Origin of the sequence: Micromonospora sp. KC723, from assembly GCF_004348595.1 — a bacterium.
Lineage (GTDB): Bacteria > Actinomycetota > Actinomycetes > Mycobacteriales > Micromonosporaceae > Micromonospora.
Map to the genome: position 1 here is coordinate 129,601 of NZ_SMKD01000002.1, position 18,462 is coordinate 148,062.

The 18,462-nt window shown below is 66.8% G+C and carries 9 protein-coding genes; 3 read left to right on the forward strand and 6 right to left on the reverse strand.

The window, feature by feature from the left end; all coding sequences use genetic code 11:
* Positions 1-244 precede the first annotated feature (244 nt).
* From E1165_RS01490 to E1165_RS01500, 3 genes are all read left to right on the forward strand, one after another.
* Positions 245-1,459, forward strand: coding sequence for a sensor histidine kinase (locus tag E1165_RS01490; RefSeq protein WP_132386868.1), 1,215 nt, complete (start codon positions 245-247; stop codon positions 1,457-1,459).
* A 765-nt stretch (positions 1,460-2,224) separates the two neighbouring features.
* The gene (locus E1165_RS29410) at positions 2,225-2,704 is read left to right on the forward strand and encodes an integrase core domain-containing protein (RefSeq protein ID WP_207916427.1); all 480 of its coding nucleotides are present in this window, start codon (positions 2,225-2,227) and stop codon (positions 2,702-2,704) included.
* Positions 2,705-3,081: 377 nt separating this feature from the next.
* Positions 3,082-4,224: a glycosyltransferase gene (locus E1165_RS01500; RefSeq protein WP_243704533.1), complete on the forward strand. Its 1,143-nt coding sequence runs from the start codon at positions 3,082-3,084 to the stop codon at positions 4,222-4,224.
* A 131-nt stretch (positions 4,225-4,355) separates the two neighbouring features.
* On the opposite strand, the gene E1165_RS01505 is transcribed toward E1165_RS01500, so the two are convergent.
* From E1165_RS01505 to E1165_RS01530, 6 genes are all read right to left on the reverse strand, one after another.
* On the reverse strand, positions 4,356-5,537 hold the full coding sequence (locus E1165_RS01505; protein WP_132386874.1) for a hypothetical protein: 1,182 nt from the start codon (positions 5,535-5,537) through the stop codon (positions 4,356-4,358).
* Between the two features lie 619 nt (positions 5,538-6,156).
* Positions 6,157-6,618: a hypothetical protein gene (locus E1165_RS01510; protein WP_132386876.1), complete on the reverse strand. Its 462-nt coding sequence runs from the start codon at positions 6,616-6,618 to the stop codon at positions 6,157-6,159.
* A 764-nt stretch (positions 6,619-7,382) separates the two neighbouring features.
* Positions 7,383-7,823 (reverse strand): SMI1/KNR4 family protein, encoded by a 441-nt coding sequence (locus E1165_RS01515; RefSeq protein WP_132386878.1) that lies wholly within the window; start codon positions 7,821-7,823, stop codon positions 7,383-7,385.
* On the reverse strand, positions 7,811-14,128 hold the full coding sequence (locus E1165_RS01520; RefSeq protein WP_132386880.1) for an RHS repeat-associated core domain-containing protein: 6,318 nt from the start codon (positions 14,126-14,128) through the stop codon (positions 7,811-7,813). Before E1165_RS01520 ends, E1165_RS01515 begins: the two co-directional genes overlap by 13 nt.
* A complete protein-coding gene (locus E1165_RS01525) occupies positions 14,125-14,907 on the reverse strand; it encodes a hypothetical protein (RefSeq protein ID WP_132386882.1) in 783 nt (260 codons plus the stop codon). The genes E1165_RS01520 and E1165_RS01525 overlap by 4 nt, the downstream gene beginning before the upstream one ends.
* A gap of 86 nt (positions 14,908-14,993) precedes the next feature.
* The gene (locus tag E1165_RS01530) at positions 14,994-18,170 is read right to left on the reverse strand and encodes a LamG domain-containing protein (RefSeq protein ID WP_165945098.1); all 3,177 of its coding nucleotides are present in this window, start codon (positions 18,168-18,170) and stop codon (positions 14,994-14,996) included.
* Positions 18,171-18,462 lie beyond the last annotated feature (292 nt).

Below are 18,462 nucleotides of genomic sequence, written 5' to 3' on the forward strand. Positions count from 1 at the left end.
CCGCCGGTTCCGGCCTTGGGCACGCTGACCCTGACCGGACTCACCGCGGCGGCCACCACCGGCGCCACTATCAAGAAGAACTTGCGCATGTCTACTCCGTTTGTTCATCGGGCGGGATGCGTCCACGATCAACCAGCCGGCGGGCGCGCCGCCTCCGTCGCAAGACCATCGTTGGCGGTAGCCCGCCGCAGAAACCGTTCTTTCGGCCGACCTCGCCGGCAGCCGGGCCACCTACCGTGAGCCCATGAAGATCAGCCAGATCGCGGACCCACCCACAGCCAGCACTCGGCGACGTGGCTGCCTGGCGATCAGCGTCATCATCGCGCTCTGCTTGGCCGCCACCATCGATCTGCTCGTCGTCGTCGCCAACCGCAACCCGATCTGGCCGCCACTACTCGTGCTGTCCGTGGGACTGGCGGTACTGCTATGGCCGCACGACGCACGGCCACCGTGGCTTACTACGTCGCTGCGAACCATCGCCCCGGCGCTCAGCTCCGCCGTCTACACCCTCGGCGTGCTGGCCTCTGGAACACCGACCGCGTTCGGGCCCGCAGAGCCGCTGATCCTGATCTTCCTGCTCGTCGTCGCCATCCGCCACTGCCGCCCGGCAACGGCCGCAGTGGCCGCGTTCGTCATCGGCGCCAGCACCATCGCGCTGCCCCTGCGCGCCGGCATCGGCAACTCGGGCGACTCCGGACTCGCTTACTCGGGCGCTGCCATACTCGCCGTCCTGGTCGGCGGCGGCGCCGCGCTCGGCGGATACCTGCGCTCCCTCGATCACCGCCGTAAGGACTCGATCGCGCACACCCGTCGGACCGAGCGGCTGTCCATAGCCGCAGACCTGCACGACTTCGTCGCACACCATGTCACCGGCATCCTCGTGCAAGCACAGATGGCCCGCGCGCTGGCCATCACGGATCCCGACCGCCTCGACCCCGTGCTGGAAAGCATCGAACACGCGGCGGGCGAGGCCCTCGGCGCCATGCGGCGCACAGTGGGAATCCTGCGCACGAGCGGAACCGACCAGCCGGCCGCAGGCAACCTCGCCGCGATCGGCGAACTCGTCAGCGGCTTCGCCGCGTCCCGGTGCGTCCACGCCACACTGCACCGTGGCCCCAACGTGCCCGACACACTGCCCCCCGAGGTCCAGGCCGCCGCCTACCGGGTCGTCCAGGAAGCGCTGACCAACGTGGGCCGGCACGCCCCCGACGCCACCGAGACCACCATCGACCTCCGCTGCGACGACAATCACCTCCAGGTCACAGTCCGCAACAACGGCACCATCCGCCCCACATGGCCCACCTCCGCCCGGACCGGCCACTACGGCCTGATCGGCCTCTCCGAACGCGTCAACGCCCTCGGCGGTCACTTCCACGCCGGGCCGCAACCCACGGAGGGGTGGCGTCTGACGGCCCGGCTACCGACGAACGGCACCGCAATCCGCCGCCCCGCGGAGTAACGCGACCTGCAATGCGAGTGTCCAGGAGAACCCGTTGACCTCGCGCAACGCCGCCGAACCAGCGGTCTCGCCAAGCACCTCACCCTGCACGACCTCGTCGTGGGCTGCTTGTCGACAGCGACAGCCGTCACCATGGTGCTGTCCGTCCTTGACGAGATGCGCGCACGGCGCGCCCTGTTGGTTGGCAATCCTCCGCCATGGTGAGCCGACAAACGGTGACATCGCTGGTGTGCCGAACGCCCTCGCGATTGCCGGCCCCCCTCAGGAGCCCGAAGAATCTAACGCGTGGCCCGCTCGGCGCGGCAGCGGTAGGTCAGACTACGGTCGGCCTGTCAATGCGACCGACTTCCTTGGAGTTCTGCACAAATGAGCGATTCTCAATCGCCGTAGATCGTTTGCGCGACCGTCACCCCGGCCACCCTGCTGGCCTGGCACCGCCGGCTGGTCCGTCGGCACTGGACCTACCCGTACCGGCCCAGACGACCACCGATCAGCGACGACATCCGTGACCTGGTTCTGCGGCTGGCCCGCGAGAACCCGGGACGGGGGCACCGGCGCATTCAAGGTGAACTCGTCGGGCTCGGCCACCGGGTCGGCGCCGGCACCATCCGTCGCATCCTCGCCCTATCGAAGGTCGACCCTGCCCCACGTGAGATCGACACCAGTTGGCGGACGTTCCTGCGAGCCCAGGCGTCCGGGCTGCTGGCGACCGACTCCGTCCACCTCGACACCATCACGCTGCAACGCCTGTACGTGCTGTTCGTCATGGAGATCACGACCCGGCGGGTACACATCGTCGGCGTCACCGCCCACCCGACCGCTGCCTGGACTACCCAGCAGGCCCGCAACCTGCTGATAGATGTCGGCGATCGGATCACCGCCTTCCGCTTCCTGGTTCGTGACCGCGACGCCAAGTTCACGCCGACGTTCGACGCCGTGTTCGCCGCCGAAGTCATCGACGTGGTCAGGACCCCGCCACGCACGCTTCGGGCGAACGCCCACAAGGAACGCTTCGTGCGCAGCGTCCGGGCCGAGTGCACCGACCGGGTCCAGATCTACAACGAACAGCGCGCCCGCACCGCGCTGCGCGACCACGAGGACCACTTCGTCCGGCGCCGGCCCCACCAGAGCCTGGAGCAGCATCCACCCGACTACGACCCCGGCGCGGTCGTCGCGATCGACAAGCCGATCCGGCGACGCCGCATCCTGGATGGTGTCATCAACGGATATCGCCGAGCCGCTTGATCCACCAGGCAAATCTCCAGCCCAGAGCATGAAACAGAGTTCTGGCACGGTACACCAGCGTGCGCGCCGACCGCCGAGAGCGGTCACGCGGCGAAATCGTCGACTCGGCTGGCTCGGGTGCACGCGTGCGCATCCCTGTAGAGCTCCGGCGAACTGCCGCCCGCAACGTACGAGAAATCCGGGCACGAGAGAAGCGAGGAGAGCACGCTCTTCCTCGCCTTCTTAACGTATATCGCACCGTGGGGCTTGTGGCAAGGCCCGGGTCGTGCCGCAGAATCGTCGACCGAAAGCAAACGACGAAGCGGGGGTACGAAATGCGCGTTCTGTTGTCAACGTACGGGGGACGTGGGGACGTCGAACCGTTGGTGGGACTGGCGGTGGCTTTGCAGAAGCTCGGCGCAGACGTGCGGGTGTGCGCGCCGCCGGACTGGGCAGGACGGCTGAGCGAGGTTGATGTGCCGCTGGTGTCGCTGGGCCTGCCGGTGCGGCAGTTACTCGACGGTGCGACGCGACCATCAGCGGCCGACATTCCGCGCATACAGGCTGCCTTGATGGCCGAACAGTTCGCCAAGCTGCCCTCCGTGGCCGAAGACTGCGACGTCGTGGTGACCACCGGCCTGTTCCCCGTCGCCGCCAGCGCGCAGTCAGTGGCGGAGCAGTTGGGGATTCGGCACGTGTTCGCGGCCTACTGTCCGATCTATCTGCCGTCGCCGCATCATCGGCCACAGCCGCTGCCCGGCCGGCCGTTGCCACTGGAGGTGACCGACAGCCGGGTGCTCAACGACCTGAGCATCCAGGACTACAACGCAATGTTCGGTGAGGTACTCAACAACCACCGAGTTTCGGTCGGCCTGCCACTGGTGGACAACGTCCGCGATCACGTCATCACCCGAAGTCCGTGGTTGGCGGCGGACCCGGTCCTGGCGCCGTGGCGGGGATCGACGGACCTCGACGTGGTGCAGACCGGCGCGTGGATAGTGCCGGACGAGCGGCCGCTGCCGCCCGACCTGGTGGCGTTCCTGGATGCCGGCCAGCCGCCGGTGTACGTGGGCTTCGGGAGTATGCCCGCTCCGGCCGGCGTGGCCCAGGTTGCCATCGAGGCGATCCGTGCGCAGGGCCGACGTGTTCTGGTCGGACGCGGCTGGGCCGATCTGACCCTGATCGACGAGCGGGACGACTGCTTCGCCGTCGGCGAGGTGAATCAGCAAGTTCTGTTCCGCCGCATAGCCGCGGTGGTGCATCACGGCGGCGCGGGCACCACCACAACCGCCGCCCGGGCCGGTGTACCGCAGGTGGTAGTACCTCAGATGGCGGATCAGCCGTACTTTGCCGGCCGGGTTGCTGAGCTGGGCATCGGCTCGGCCCACAACGGTTCGACGCCGACGACTGGCTCCCTGTCGGCCGCGCTCGGTACGGCCCTAGCGTCCGAGACCCGGGCCCGAGCAACCGCCGTGGCCGATACGATCCGCACCGACGGGGCGGCGGTCGCCGCACAGCTGCTCCTGAACGCGGGCAGCTGACGACACGGCAAGGCTCGCTTTCAGGTCCAGTGCGCGTGGCGGGTGAACAGCGGCGCGGGTACGCGAGCCAAAACTCTCGTGCCAACCAATGATTTTCCTACACCGGCCGGTCTCTCCACGGAGCAATAGGTTTAGCCGCTGACGGTGTGGAAGGGGTGGGTCGGCTCCGATTGGCGGTGCCGGCCCGCTTCCGCACGTCGCCGCAGCACAGTGGCGACAGCCCACACCACCAACACAAGCGCCACCACCGACCGCAGCGTCACCAGAAACACCTGCGGCCCGGACGCATACAGCAGCGCGCACTGCGCCAGTCCGATGAGAGCCACCACCCGCGCGGGAGTCAACGCCCGCGACAAGGTCCGCTCGGCGCCGGCCATCGCCAACGCCAAGAGGACCGCCAGGAGGAACAAACCAACTGCGCCGAAGTAGGCGACCATCACACCGAACATGGTGGGGAGCCAGTCCACGTGCTGTGACAGGCCAACGTGGGAAGCTAGGTACGCTTCTTCGGATCGTTGTATCAACGACCGCGAAGCGACTTTGTTCGGGGCGATGACCCTCGGTACCAGCATGACCATGTTGTTGCCGACGGTGGTCAACCCGACCGGCGGTGACGCCCCCCGTATCGAGGTATACACCTGCGCGCCGAACGTGTTGCCGTCGAAGCGGTACACGAGGTCGGCGGCGATGCCGTCTTGGGCTTCGCTGCTGCCGATCGCGCGGGCACCGTCCACGAGTCCGCTTATTCGTTCCTCAGCGCCTGACTCGGCGTGGAACACCTCTCGGCCGGCGGCGACGCGGGTTGATGAGATCAGCGCGGTCAACGCGGACACCATGACCAGCAGAACGGCGACCTGCCTGCGGGACGGTCGAACACCATGCACAGCAGCCCCGACGAGGGTCAGGACGCACGCGATGACAATCATCGCCCGGGTGCCGGCCATGACGAGGATGAGGCCCTGCCCGGCGAGTAGCGGGAGCAGCCAGCGGATGCCATACCGGACGAGAACCACGGTCCCGATCACGGCGAGCAGCGGCACCAGGAAGGTCCCCGCCAGGTCAATCAAGCTGCCCTCACCTCCGATGGGTGTACCGCCGTCTGCCTGTGCGGGAGCGACGGGTTGCAGCGCACCGTGCCCCCACCACGTCGCGATGACTAGCGGCACGGCGAACGCGACGAGCGGCGAAAGCCGCACAGTGGTGAGACCTACCCATCGGCTGGTGATGATCGGTCCTTGTTCTGCATGTTGATGTGTGGCGACCACATGGACGACTGCGTAGGCAACCGCGTAGGCGAGGATCACCGCCGACACGAGCGGCACCTAGGAATCTAGGGCCTCCTGGTCGATCACCAGGTCCCTGAATGGGTTGCGGCCCGGCCACCACCACTGCATGACCTCGTAACGCCGTGGTGCAGCACCGCCACGGCGAGGAGCAGCGCCCCTGGTCGCCGCAGCCACTGGCCACGCACCACACTGTGCGTGATGAATACCGCTGCCGCTTGCATGAGCAGCCCCGCCACAACCGAAACAGTCCTTCCCGACGGCACACGGGAGTCGATCAACGCGTTGAGCGCTTGAGGACCCCAGGCGACCGGACGCGGTGAGTCGCAAGTCCCGGCGGGAGAGCAGCCCTCAGGCGCCAAAAGCATCCGCCAGCGTCAATGTTGATCGATGCAACCCGTGACCCACCTTGCCGCCGTCGTCAGGACCAGATCGGACCCACCCGAATCCCACCAGACAGGCCGGGACGCAGCGGATGCTCGTCGGACGAGCAGCAACACGTCCGCAGGGGACACAAAAAACAAGAAGCCTGACCCGCGTTCCCGCAGGTCAGGCATCTATGATCTTGCGCGCCCGAAGGGACTCGAACCCCCAACCTTCTGATCCGTAGGAGGAAGGGTGACCCACCTTCTCCGCCGTATACAAAGTCTCATAGCCGGTGCTGTTTCGCAAGCCCTCCGTCCACGTGGAGGGCTTTTCGTTTCGGCTGGTCCGCGCGCTGCAGCCAGCGGGTCCGGAAGGACGGCAGGTGATGGCGATGCCACAGTGCCGAACTAGCCGCGATCGTGCTTGTTAAGTGCCGGACATCCGAGCACCATCGGAGCACCACCCGATCCACGCCCTCGACCGCGGCGCGGTGGTCCCGGTAGTTGCCGGACGTCAGAGCGGCCGAGGGGAAGTTCCAGCCGGCGCTGACGGGGCAGCACAAGTCGGTGCCCACTGCGCCGAGGCGTCGGCGCCGCCAAGCGTCAACTTTCCAACGCACGCCCTGCTGACCGGGCCGGGTGGGTTCGGAAAACGACTCGATGATCCGCTTCATGATCGCCATGGCCGAGATCTCGTCAGGCTTCTCACCGGCTGCCCGACTGTGCACGAACTCGGCGAGAGACACTCGCCCTCGACCTCCGTCACGGCAAACATTGTCCCGCCCCGGCCCGGTGCAACATCCAGTAGACGACAGCACGCAGCTCCAGGGCATCGACAAAGGTCCGTGTGCTGTGATCGAGGGGGCAGTGGGAGAGGCGCTCCGGGGTGGTTGCGATCCTTGCCCGACACGGTGGCCGGGCGCGCAGCCAGAAAGCATCTGGCACGGTTGGTCAAGGTCGGGGGGTGGGATCCCCTCCCGGCGCGATGGCCGGCGCAGCCTGCCGGCGTCCACGACGTTGTCGGACGACAGTTGGCTGTTGCGATCCTCGCCCGGCGCGATGGCCGGGGCCAAGCGCCCCCGCAGCAGCCGCAACCATGCACCCGAGCAGTAAGCCAGCCGGACCAAGGTCCAGGACCAAGATCCGACTGGCTCAAAACTGCGCACGCGCACGCGCTACAGCCGTACCGGCCCCGCGCGCACGCGCCCACGCAACAAAATCGCCCAGACCTCGGCAGCCGATCAAACCCACCACGCAGAGACCATGACGATCGCCGAGAGTGGCTGACCCGGCCCGGTGCTCCCGGCGGTCGACGCCACGCCGCGCAAGCGCGGCCCGGCACCGAACAACTCCCCCAACCATCAAGCGCCGCCTGCCCGATGTTCATCCATGTATTCGGATGTGTGCCAAGTGCCTGACGGCAACGCTGACGGCAACCCGGGCGCACAACCACGCACCTCGACGCACCCTGCAAGCACCCACCTACAAGCCGTAGTCGGGCAAAATGTGGTCATACGACTCCCAGCAAGCTAAGCAGTGCCCGAATATTCGGCGCAATTTCGACCCATCCGTTGTCGCTCCTAAGGTAGACCACCGATGGGTCCGAATCTGAGGTGCGGTAGTCCAAAGCAAAGGGTTGATCTGGCCCCATGTCACCGATCAGTAGCGACCTTGCGGGATCAATATCTCCTGGTGGACTTTCCAGGCTCTTCGATCCCACATACCACTCGCGCGTTTCGGGTTCCATCTCCGAGTGCCATGATTCGTTCTCGCGCACCATACCGTTGACTTTATAGAAAGTCGGCTGCTGCGGAGCCTCACCAAAAATCGAGGCCAGCAAGGCTGGATCGCTTGGAGCCACCCACCGATCTTTACGGATCGCTTTCAGTAGGAGCTCGGGAACCCGAAGACCACCTACGAGCACTTCAGTTTCATCCGTCATCGGGACCACACGCTTCTTCCTGTTGCTGCCGAAATTGCGTCCATAATCGACTGCCTGATGTCTACAGGCGCTAGCGGATTGCCATGGTTTCTGCCATTTACGCTTCGTGACATCCAGCTTACTGAGAAGCCACCTTCCTCGAAGAACATTGTGAAGCCGACAGTATCCCGTGAACCGCCAAAATGCTCGAAATTGATCCGCCCATGCCCACCAAGCCGTCGAACCGAATTCACCGGCGGATTCAGCATGTCCGGATCAACGCTCAGCTGAGCCCTAAAGTTGCCCGTGCTTGGCTCATAGATTCCACTAAAGGCCGCACCATTCCCGTGCGCACCTAGTGCACCAGTGTTGTCGTATCCGTCTGCATTCGAAATTACGTTATTGCAGTTGTGAACCAGCACAGGCGTGTCGCCGGCTATCACATAGTACGTGTGGATGTCGGCGACGGTGAGGTCGCGCATCTCTTGTGAGCCGGTGTAGTTGTGGACCTTGGCTACGTTTGCGCGTTCGTTGGTGGCTGTCCGCAGCCACTCGGTAGGCCGGAGGGCACTGGCGTCGACCCAGTCGTGGCGGCTTTCGCTCCAGAAGGGGTGGTGCTGGGTCGTTTCGATCTTGGCGAATTTTCCGTCGCCGGTGCGGATGTAGAGGTCGGTGAGGGCTTCGTCGTGGTTGACGTGCAGCCGCTCCACGACCCGGCCGCTGTCTTCGCCGGTTGTCGTGTCGTGGGCGAGGACGTGGTCGCCTTCGGATACCTCTTCGATGGGGCGTGTGGTCCCGTCGGCCATGAGAACGGGTGTGTCGGGGTCGAAGCTGTGGGTGGGGCAGCCGTCTTTTGCTCTGGGCGCCCCGCCTGCGCCGTTGCCACCGGGCTTGCCCTTCGTTACCGGCTGCGAGCTTTTGCTGGGGGGTGTCGGCGTCCTTGGACTGGGCTGGTGGGCCAGTCCCTTCTGGTGTGCGTCAGCCTTGATGTGGGCTAGTTCTTCTGCTTCCTTGGTCGGGTTGATCTTCGGCGTGGAGCCGGTGGGCGCTTTGCCGGCCATGGACTTTGTCTTGTCCGCTGCCCATTCCACGCCGTTCTTGCAAGGCGATTTGACTTTGCAGGCGACGTCGAGGCCAGGCACCACGGACATTCCGGACACTGCGGCGTTGGTGTAGTCGCCTTCAACGGCGTACCAGACGGCGTTGATGACATCGCATGGTCCACCCACAATGCCGCCGATGACGCCGCAGGCATCCAGGGCTTCGTGGCCCTTCTCCCTGCCGCTCTTCCACTTGCCAGTGCTGTACTTGATTCCGCTCTCTACTCGCTCCTGGCAGGCGTAACCGTTGACGCCCCACGGGCAGTAGTCGCCATTCCATGCCATGCCGTTGCTTAGGTTGGCTGGTTTGTCTAGGCCTGCGAATTCGGCGATGATCCGGCCGGTGGGGTCGCTGTAGGTGATGGGGTTGTTGGCGGCGTAGGTGTAGGCCGGTAGTTGTTGTGGGTTGCCGGGGTCGTTGACGGGGTCGACGGAGATGAACCGTCCGATGGTGGGGTCGTATTCGCGGGCGCCGAGGTGGGTCAGGCCGGTGGGGTCCTGGTGTCCGCCGAGGAAGCCCTGCTGGTTGGGCCAGGTGACGGTCTGGCCGCGGGGGGACCCGTAGGGTGTCTGCCGGCGTTGGGTGATGGTCTGGTCGGTGTCGTTGGTGACGCTGACCTGGGAGGTTCCTTGGTGGTCGCTGGCGAGCCAGGTGATCCCGGTGACGGTTCGCTGGGCGATGGTCTCGCCGTTGAACGAGTAGTACCGGGTGGCGTCGACCGAGCCGGTGCTCGTGTTGCGGCGTACTTCGGTGTCGCCGAGGAACAGGGTGCTGTCGGTGGGGGTATTGGCGATCAGCCGGTTGCCGCTGGCGTCGTAGATGTAGGAGTTGTTGCCCGCGTTGTCGGTCAGGGTGGCGAGGTGACCCTCGACGTCCCAGGTCAGGGTTTGTTGGCCGGAGGGCCCGGGCCGGGTCTTCATGTTCCCGGCGGGGTCGTAGGTGTACGCGCCGATGGTGGTGCCGAGGTTGTCGGTTCGGGTCCATCCGTCGAGGCGGTGCGGCTGCGTCGCACCGGGCTCGGGGTAGCTGTAGCTGGTGGTGATGGTTCCGGTGGGTGTGCCTCGTTCGGTTTGGGTGAGGCGGTTGCCGATGCGTCCCTTCGGGTCGTCGGGTGCGCCGAAGCTCCACTCGTGCCAGTACGGTGCTGGTCCGCCCAGGCTGCTCGTCGATGGTGCGGTGGCGCAGTCGGCGGAGGACGGTGTCCACGCCTGGGTGAGCCGGCGTTGGTGGTCGTAGCCGAAGCACTGGGTGTCGCGGGGGCGGCTACCCGGGTTGTCGTCGATCTTGAGGACGTTGCCGCTGTCGTCGTAGTCGTAGAAGGTGTTGGTGATGTAGGCGGGTGCGGTTGACCGGATGACGGCGCTGTTCGTGACCCGGCCGGTGGCGTCGTCGTAGTAGTGCGCGGACTGGACAGACTTCGTGCCCGTCAGCTGGGCCGAGCGGGTGGTGGTGCTGACCTCGAAGAGGTTGGTGTAGCCGGTCTCCACGACGTAGAAGCCGACATCGCCGTAGTCGGTGGCCAGCTGGTACGACATCGAGTGGGTCTGGTCGTACTCGTAGGTGAGCTTCTCCTCCTGGAGCCCGCCAGCTGCGGGGAGGGTGAGTGTGCTCGGTGAGCCGTCCGCGTTGTAGGTGGCCCGGGTGGTGAAGCTGCAGGTGGTGGCGGTGGCACCGCAGAAGCCGGCCTGGGAGGCGGGCAACGTGAGTTTCGTCTGCGTCGGCTGGTAGCGCGAGTTGACCGCGACGATCTCGCTGCGGTATTCGTCGCCGCCGATCCAGCGGGAGGCGGACTTGGTCAGGCCCTTGGCCGGCAGGTCGTAGGTGTACGACGTTCTGAGGGCGCCGGTGGTGCTGCCCTCGCGGACCGTTTCCAGTCGTCCGAGCCGGTCGTAGGTGAACCAGAGGTCCGGGGTGTCGTCGCGGGAGTCGGTGCTCTTCTCCAGGTCGCCGACGGCGTTGTACTGCAGGGTGGCGGTGCCCTTGTCCGGGTCACTCGTGGAGATCAGCCGGCCCTGGATGTCGTAGGTGTAGGACCAGGTGTTGCCCGAGGCGTCCTTGACCGCGGCCAGTTGGCCTTTGGGGTGGTAGGCGTAGCTGGTCTCGTCAAAGGTGCCGGTGGCGGTCGGTCCGTGGTACTGCCACAGCTTCTCGGTGCGGCCCAGGACGTCGGTCCAGACCGTGGTGGCCGCGTCGCCCTCGGCGGGGAGGACGGTCAGGTGGTCGCCGTGGTACGTCGTCGACGTCCGTGACTTCTCCACCTGCACCCCGGCGTGCCCGCCGAGGAGCAGAGAATGGGCCGGCCGACCCGCCGCGTCGAAGATCGTCCGGGTTTGGCTCGGCACATCGGCGTTCAGCGGACTCTGGATCGTGGTGAGATCGATCGCGCCGCTGTTGTAGTAGGCGGAGTTGGCCTGGTACATCCGGCCGGCGGCGTCGTAGAAGGAGTCGGTGATGATCCGGCCGCCGCCGTGGGCGGGTTCCTGGGTCTGCCGCGGCCGGCCGAGTGAGTCGATCAGCGCGTGGGAGGTGTCGAACCCGCCCCTGGCGTTGATCGAACGCGTCGTGATCGTGGAAATCGACGTCTTGGACAGCTGGTAGCTGTAGCCGGTGGACGGGTCCGACGGGAAGGCCGTCTTGGAGCGCCCGGGCAGCCAGATGCCGGTGTTGCGGCCGAGCGCGTCGTAGCTGTACTCGGTGCTCAGGTTGTTCGGGTCGGTGACCTTCAGGGGTAGACCAAGGACCGGATCCAGCTCGACGGTGTTGGTCCACAGCAGCGGGTTGGTGGTGACCACCTTGGTGATCGGCCCGCCTGTGGCCGGCGTGTAGTCGGTCCTGGTTTTCTCCCCGGCGATGTCGGTGACCTCGACGACCCGGCCGTGGGCGTCGTAGGCGGCGGTGGAGGCCACCTGGTAGGTGGCTGAGCCTCGGAAGAAACCCTTGATCGTCTCAATCTTGGTGATCTTGCCGGCGGTGGGCGTCGCCCCGTGGTCGAGGGAATCGTAGGAGAACAACGTGTCCGCGGTGATCAATCCCTCGGCCACGGGGATACTCCCACAGGCGCCTGTCCAGCCACGAGTCCGCTTGACCGGGGTCAACAACCAGTTCGACCCCGTGGTGTTGCGCACGTACTCGGTCCGCACACAGCTGTCATCATCGGTCTTGGCGTCGTCGCCCCACTTCTGGACGGTGACCGGCATGCCGTACTGGTCGTAGCTGGTGGTCGTCGTGGTGCGCCGGAAGCCGCCGCCGACCGCCGCGCGGGTCTTCACCGTACTGACCTGGGCGTACCGGGCTTCGGCGGTCGGTGTGCCAGTCCGGGTCGCGCTCGCCTCGGAGCGCCACATGTCATGGACGCTCGCCGCGAGGATCTGCGTTCCGAGCCAGGTGATCTGCTCACGGGGTGTGCCGGCGTAGTGGTCGTAGTCGTTGGTGGGGCCGCCCTCGCGTCCCTCGACGGTGGTGGTTCTGGTTCCGCCGGCCTGCAGTTTGTCGCCGTACATTCCGCGGAAGTACAGCGTCTCGGTCTTGGTGCGTTCGGCGCCCTCACCGGTGTAGGTGATGACGGTAGGGTAGCCGCGCCACTGTGACCACGTCTTGCGGTTGTCCGGGGCGAGCCCGTTGTCCTCGTCGTGGTGCCACAGCGGCAGGTTCTGCGGGTTCTCGTACTCGTAGGCGGTACGAACCGGGCGGGCGCCGCCGGTGTGGTCGATCTGCTGAACCTCGGTGACGACGTACTTGTGGAAGTAGTCGGTGATCGGGTCGGTGTACGTCGGGGGAGTCCACTTGACCGGGTAGCAGCGCAGCGAGTTGTTGTCCAGCGCCGTCGCCGTGGGCATGGTGCCGCCCCGGGCGCACTGGCGTGGACTGTAGGTCACGAAGAGCTCGCCGCCGGTCTCGAACTGGATGGAGTTGACCCGCCACCAGTTCATCGCCAGGGCCCAGTCGCTGCCGGAGGCGTCGACCCGGTTGGGCATCTGCATGCCGCTGAAGGTCACTTCTGGGGTGGTCAGGGTCGTGCCGTTGAGGCCGCGGTGGGTGATTCCGTCGAGCCACAGTCCGGCCCGGGTGCCGTCACCCGGGTCGGGGAAGCTCTGCCGCAGCGTCCACGAGTCGGCGTTCTGGTACGCCGAGCCCTTCCACACCTTGGTGGTGACGACGCTCAGCCGCTTCGCCGACCAGAAGGTGGGCGATGCGTTCTGGCACGGGTTGGTGGTCGCGGTGCACTCCTGGTCCCACGGGGTGTCCGGCCAGGTGGTCTCGTTCTTCGTGGTGCAGTTACTCAGACACCGGTCGGGGTTGGTGAACTCCACCCGCATGGGGGAGTTCTGCACGTACGGGCTGGTCGCCGCGTACTCGGTGCCATCCCGGTTGTCGGTGCCGTAGTCGATGCGGGTGAGGTGGCCGGCCCGGTCGTAGATAACTGGGGTCGTGGCGACCTTGTTCTTGGCGTAGTGGTTGGTTTCCTTGGCCCACCAGTAGGACATGGTGTTGCCGTGCACGTCCTGGACGTAGTCCAGGTTCCACCGCCACGCCTGCCGCTTCCCGCCGCAGTCCGACGCGGCGAAGGTGCTCTGGTAGCAGGGCTCGCCCGGGTTGTTGCCGAACACCGGCACGGTCAGCACCGAGTTCGTCGTCGGCCGTCCGGACGACCAACCCGGCAGCTGGTGGCGCCCGAACCAGTACTGGGTGCCGCTGGGCGTGGTGAGCTTCCAGTACTCGTTGTCGTTGTCGCCGTTGCCGTACGCCGGTGACGTCAGCAGCTCGACCTTCGAGCCGTCCTCCTTACGTGGGTGCCACTTGCCGTCGCTGCCCTTGAGTAGTTCCACGGCCGAGCCGCCGAGGGACAGCACCGCGTTGTCGGTGCCCCAGCACAGGTCCCCGGTCTTGGTGGTGTTGTTGGCATCGCCGCCCATGTCGTCGGCGCAGGCCTTGTACTGGCGCTCGATGAATCCGGGCGAGTAATCGAAGCCCTCCCCGATCGCGCCGGGCTGGTTGTTGGTGGCGGCATGCCGACCATCCACCGACTGGGAGGAGTATCCGAGCCCGAGACTGGGAGTGGGTCCGCCAGGACCGGGTGGGGTCCGCATCGGATACGACCACTGGAATCCGCCGGCCGCGCCACCGTGGCTCCACGACGCCGACGGCGCCAGGCTCGACGCGGTGAAGGCGCCCGCGCCGCCCGACGGCCCGGCGGCCAGTGCGACGAGGTTGCCCGCCGTCGGCGCCGTGCTCACCCCGCCGAAGCGCTGGGGTCGAAGGAGTTTTCTGCCGCCGGCACCGACGCTGCGGACACCTGCGCGGACACCGTCCGGGCCCGCACGTTGTTACGGGAGCCCAGCTCAACAATCCGGCAGCTTGCCGCGTCAGGTGTGCTCAACGCACACGGCGGCACCTGCACCAGCCGCAGCCGTGACGCCCAGTCTCCGCCGTAGGCCGAGGCGAACCGGGCGTAGTCCACCGCGATCTCCACCCGGCCGCCAGCATTCACCCCGTCGGCGCGGCTGACCCGCATCAACAGACCACCGCGCACGCCGGCCTTCTCGGCCGTCGCCCGCGGCAGCACCTCGATCCGAACCTTACGCGGCCCGGCCTGCGCCGACCGGCTCCTGTCGCCAGGAGCCGGTGCTGCCGGCCGCACGGTCACCGGCAACGACCCGGCACGCAACGCCTGCACCGTCGACGCGGCACGCTCACCGGTCGGTGTCGATGACAGGGTCACCTCGGCTGCGCCGGCGGCCGGCCACGTCGGTGTCGGCCGGGTTGCCGCAGCCGCCGTCTCGGCCGGGTCCGGCGCCGGCTTCGTGGCCTTGACCGGCTTCACCGGCACGGATTCGTACCGCTGGGCAGCAAGGCGCTTGGCCTGGGCCGGCGCTTGCGCCTGAGCGGGCACCTGGCCGCCGAGGGTGACGGCGAGCGCCGCCACCAGTCCGGCGGCGAGCAGCCTGCGGTTTCCGCCGTGGGAACGGCCGGCATGCCGGCGGTGTGCCGACCTGCCGGGTCTGACCTGTGTCATCGGTGCCTTCCGGGTCGATGGGGTCACCCAGCGCGAATGGGTGGTTCACGGGTGGTGTGAAGAGCTCAGCCGCAGGCGGCCGGTCCTCAGGACGTGGCGATGCCCCCGACCTGCGCGTCGGTGAGCACGCCCTGCCAGACCTGGACGTCGTCCACGGTGCCGTTGACGAAGTCACCGGAGTCCGAGGAGCCGATCCGCAGCCGGCCGGTGGCTCCCCAGGCGGGCGGGATGCTCGTGACTTCGCCCGCTGGTGCGCCGTTGACGTAGAGACGAATGGTCCGGCTCGTCGAGTCGTACGTGGCGGCGAGATGGACCCAGTCGTGCAGAACCGGGGTGCCGCCCCACTTGATGGTGGAGTAGGTGACACCGCTGGCCGCGTCCCTGTCAGGCACGACGAGAGCCCAACTCGCGGGAGAGTTGCTCTGTCGCTGCAGGTAGAACGCGCAGCGCGCGGTGCCGCACTGCGACAACACCGTGTGGTAGCCGGTGAGGACGCTCGGCTTGACTCGTGCCATCACCGTCCACGACCCCTCGGTGCGCAGCACCTGCTCACTGGTGTCCGCGGTGCCGCTGACTCCGTCCAGGCAGAGACCCGGGCTCAGGTAGCCGTCACAGAAGTGGGCCGCGGTGGCGGGTTCGGCGAGGGTGACCGGCCGGTTGTATCCAGACGCGTCACCCTGCTGCCGCGGGGCTTCCTCGTCCTCGTCGTTCATGTCCCACTGGCCGACGAGGGTGGGCTTCACGATCGGCTCGAGGTCGTCCGCCGGGTTGATGACCCGGTCCCACAGCCGGACATCATCGATTTCACCCTGAAGGTAGTTCTGCTGGTTGCCGTTGTAGTGCACCCGTCCGATCTGCAGGATCCCGGTCGAGGACCACAGCGACGACAACGGCTGTACGCCCACCTCGACACCGTTGACGTAGATCCGGATCTCCTGCAGCCCCGCGTCGTACACGCCCGCGACGTGCTGCCACACGTTCGTGGCAGCCGGACCGGCGGAGGCGACCGACGTGCGGGTGTGGGTGGCGCTGTCGGCGGAGAACGTGTGGAAGTACCAGTAGCCGTTCTTGTCCCGCTGCAACTGCCAAGCCCCGTTGTTCGTGCCGCTCGCCGCGACCACCGACCCGAACGTTCCCGTGCTCCACACCCGCACCCACGCCGCGACACTGAAACTGCGCGACGAGTCGATCGGAGGCGCGACCGTCGTGGCACCCCAACCGTTGCCGTAGCCGAAGCTGACCGCACGGTCACGGCCAGAGGTTCGGTGCGTGCCCGTGATCCAGCCGTCCGACCACTGCGGATTGTTGTACAGGTTCAAGATAGGACCACCCGCTGGGGTGCTCGGCTGCGTGGCTCCCGCGCTTTCCTGCATCGACCACGACGCTTGCGGTGCGGTGGGATCGCCCGCCAGGAAGAGGTACTCGTAGGTGGCCGACGCGTTGCCCGCCTGGTCCCGGCTCTTGACGAACAACTTGTTACTCAGCCGCCGGTTCGGGGTGATCCACACCGTGGCGGACCCGCCGAGAGTCGCCGCCCGGACCGTCTTCTCCGGCCCACCATCGAGCCAGTACACGTAGTCGTACACGTCGGGAGCGCCGTTGGCGGAAAACGTGAATCGGCCGGAATAGCCCTTCGCGCCACGCGGCGAGTCGTTCGATCCGATCGGCACCGACTCCAGGTAGAGACCGTCAGCCGGCGTCACCTTCGGCGTTGCGGCCGGCGGGGAGTAGTCGGCGTAGAACTCACACCACGGCGACATGCCCGACGCTCCACCGAGGGTGTCCTTCGTCTGCACCTGCCACCGATACTGCTCACCGTCGGCAATCGGCCCGAACTTCATCTCCGCCTTGCCGCCCGGCACCACCCCGGAATCCGTTCGAGGCCACCCGGTCACCGTCGCCCAGGCCGTGCCGCTCCACTTCTGCAAGGTGAACACACCAGACAAGCTGCCGCCGTTGCTGCCGTCAGGGTCGGTCAACGTCGCCTTCAACCACGGGTAGTAGCCCCGTACCACAGGTCGGGAAGCGCCCGTGACACACGCCTGGGCGGGCGCGGTGTACTCGGCGTGTGTCGACAACTGCGCCGCGGTCGGCGTGTTCGGGTTCGTGTTGTACTCCACCGACAGCTTCGTCGCCGTCGGGTCGAACTTCTTCCACCAGTTGCTGGTTTCCTCCGAACTGCCGTCCGACTGCCGGGTAGACAACGCCAGCGTGTAGTTGCTGTCACCCTTGTAGGCGTCGACATCGTTCTTCACGTTGGCGCTGGCGAACTCCATCGGCTTGTCCGGCTGCGGATCACCCGGGCAGGTCGTCGGCGACGAAGGCTTGTGCGCATGCCCCCACCGCTCCTCCAGCCACTTCGCCAGGTTCGGCCCGTCCCAACTCTGCTTACCCGACGATGTCAGATCCGCGGACCGCCACAGGTTCACGGGCGTGTTCTCGCAGTCCCACGAGTGGGTCATCTCGGTCAGGAACTTCGCACTCCGGATCGTCTTCCCCGCCAAGCCGGAAAGATTGAAGCGGAAGAACGAGCGGAAGGTGCCCCCTCCGGTCGGGTCCTTGCCCACCCGGGCGACGCCGTCATCCCGAGTCGCGTTGGCCGACCCGGTGTACCCCCACATCGCCTTGCCGATGGTCGTCCACGGGTCGATGACCACCGGGTAGGTGGTGTCGGCGCCACGCAACAACGCCAGGTCCGGTCGGATCACCAAGTCCGTGCCCACCACCTCGGCGGGTAGCTCCACTTTGTTTGCCCCGTCCGGCGCGCTACGAAGAACCTCGGACTCGTCCTGTCCATCCGTCGACTCCGCGAACGATCGCGATGGCGACGTTTCGGTCTCAGCCGCACCGGAGGAGTCCCACATCAGGGCGTTGCCAGCGGACAGCACGACAGTGCCGGCGGCGTTGACGACATCGAACCCACCGCCGGCACGGGCCCGCCGCGATACCCCGGACGTGCCGAGCGACAACCGAAGCGTTTCCAACGCCGGGTTCGCCGCCGCCGTCGCCGACTTCACCACCACGACCCACGTGAAGCCGTCCACCAATGCCCGAACACGGAGGTCGACATCGGGCAGGATGGACCCGTAGACCGCCGTGTCACCCTCCAACGTCGGCGCGGGAAGCGCGCTCGGCCACCCGATCGTGACCTGACCGCCCGCGACCGGCACCCGCACCAGCGGCTCCGCGCCGCCAGCCGAGAAGCCGACATCGGCGAGGGTGGCAACCGGGACGACGGCACCAGCCGAGTCGCGATGCAGCATCGTGTCGATCTGTCGCCAACCACTGCCGTCACGCCTCATCGTCCAGCGTGGAACCGCATGCGCCTCCAGCAGAAGAGAACCACGCGGCGTGGCCAGGACCCGAGACGACTCCGACTTCGATCCACGGACCTCCACCGACGTGCCCAACTGCTTCGCCACGGCAATGGGTCTGCCCCCGGTTCGGTTGACTCCTGACCTGTGAGGATGCGTTCCTCGCTGGAAGGATGTCTGTCATGCCGAAAGCGTTTCCCCTGGAGTTCCGCCGTGATGTGGTCGCGGTCGCCCGCAAGGG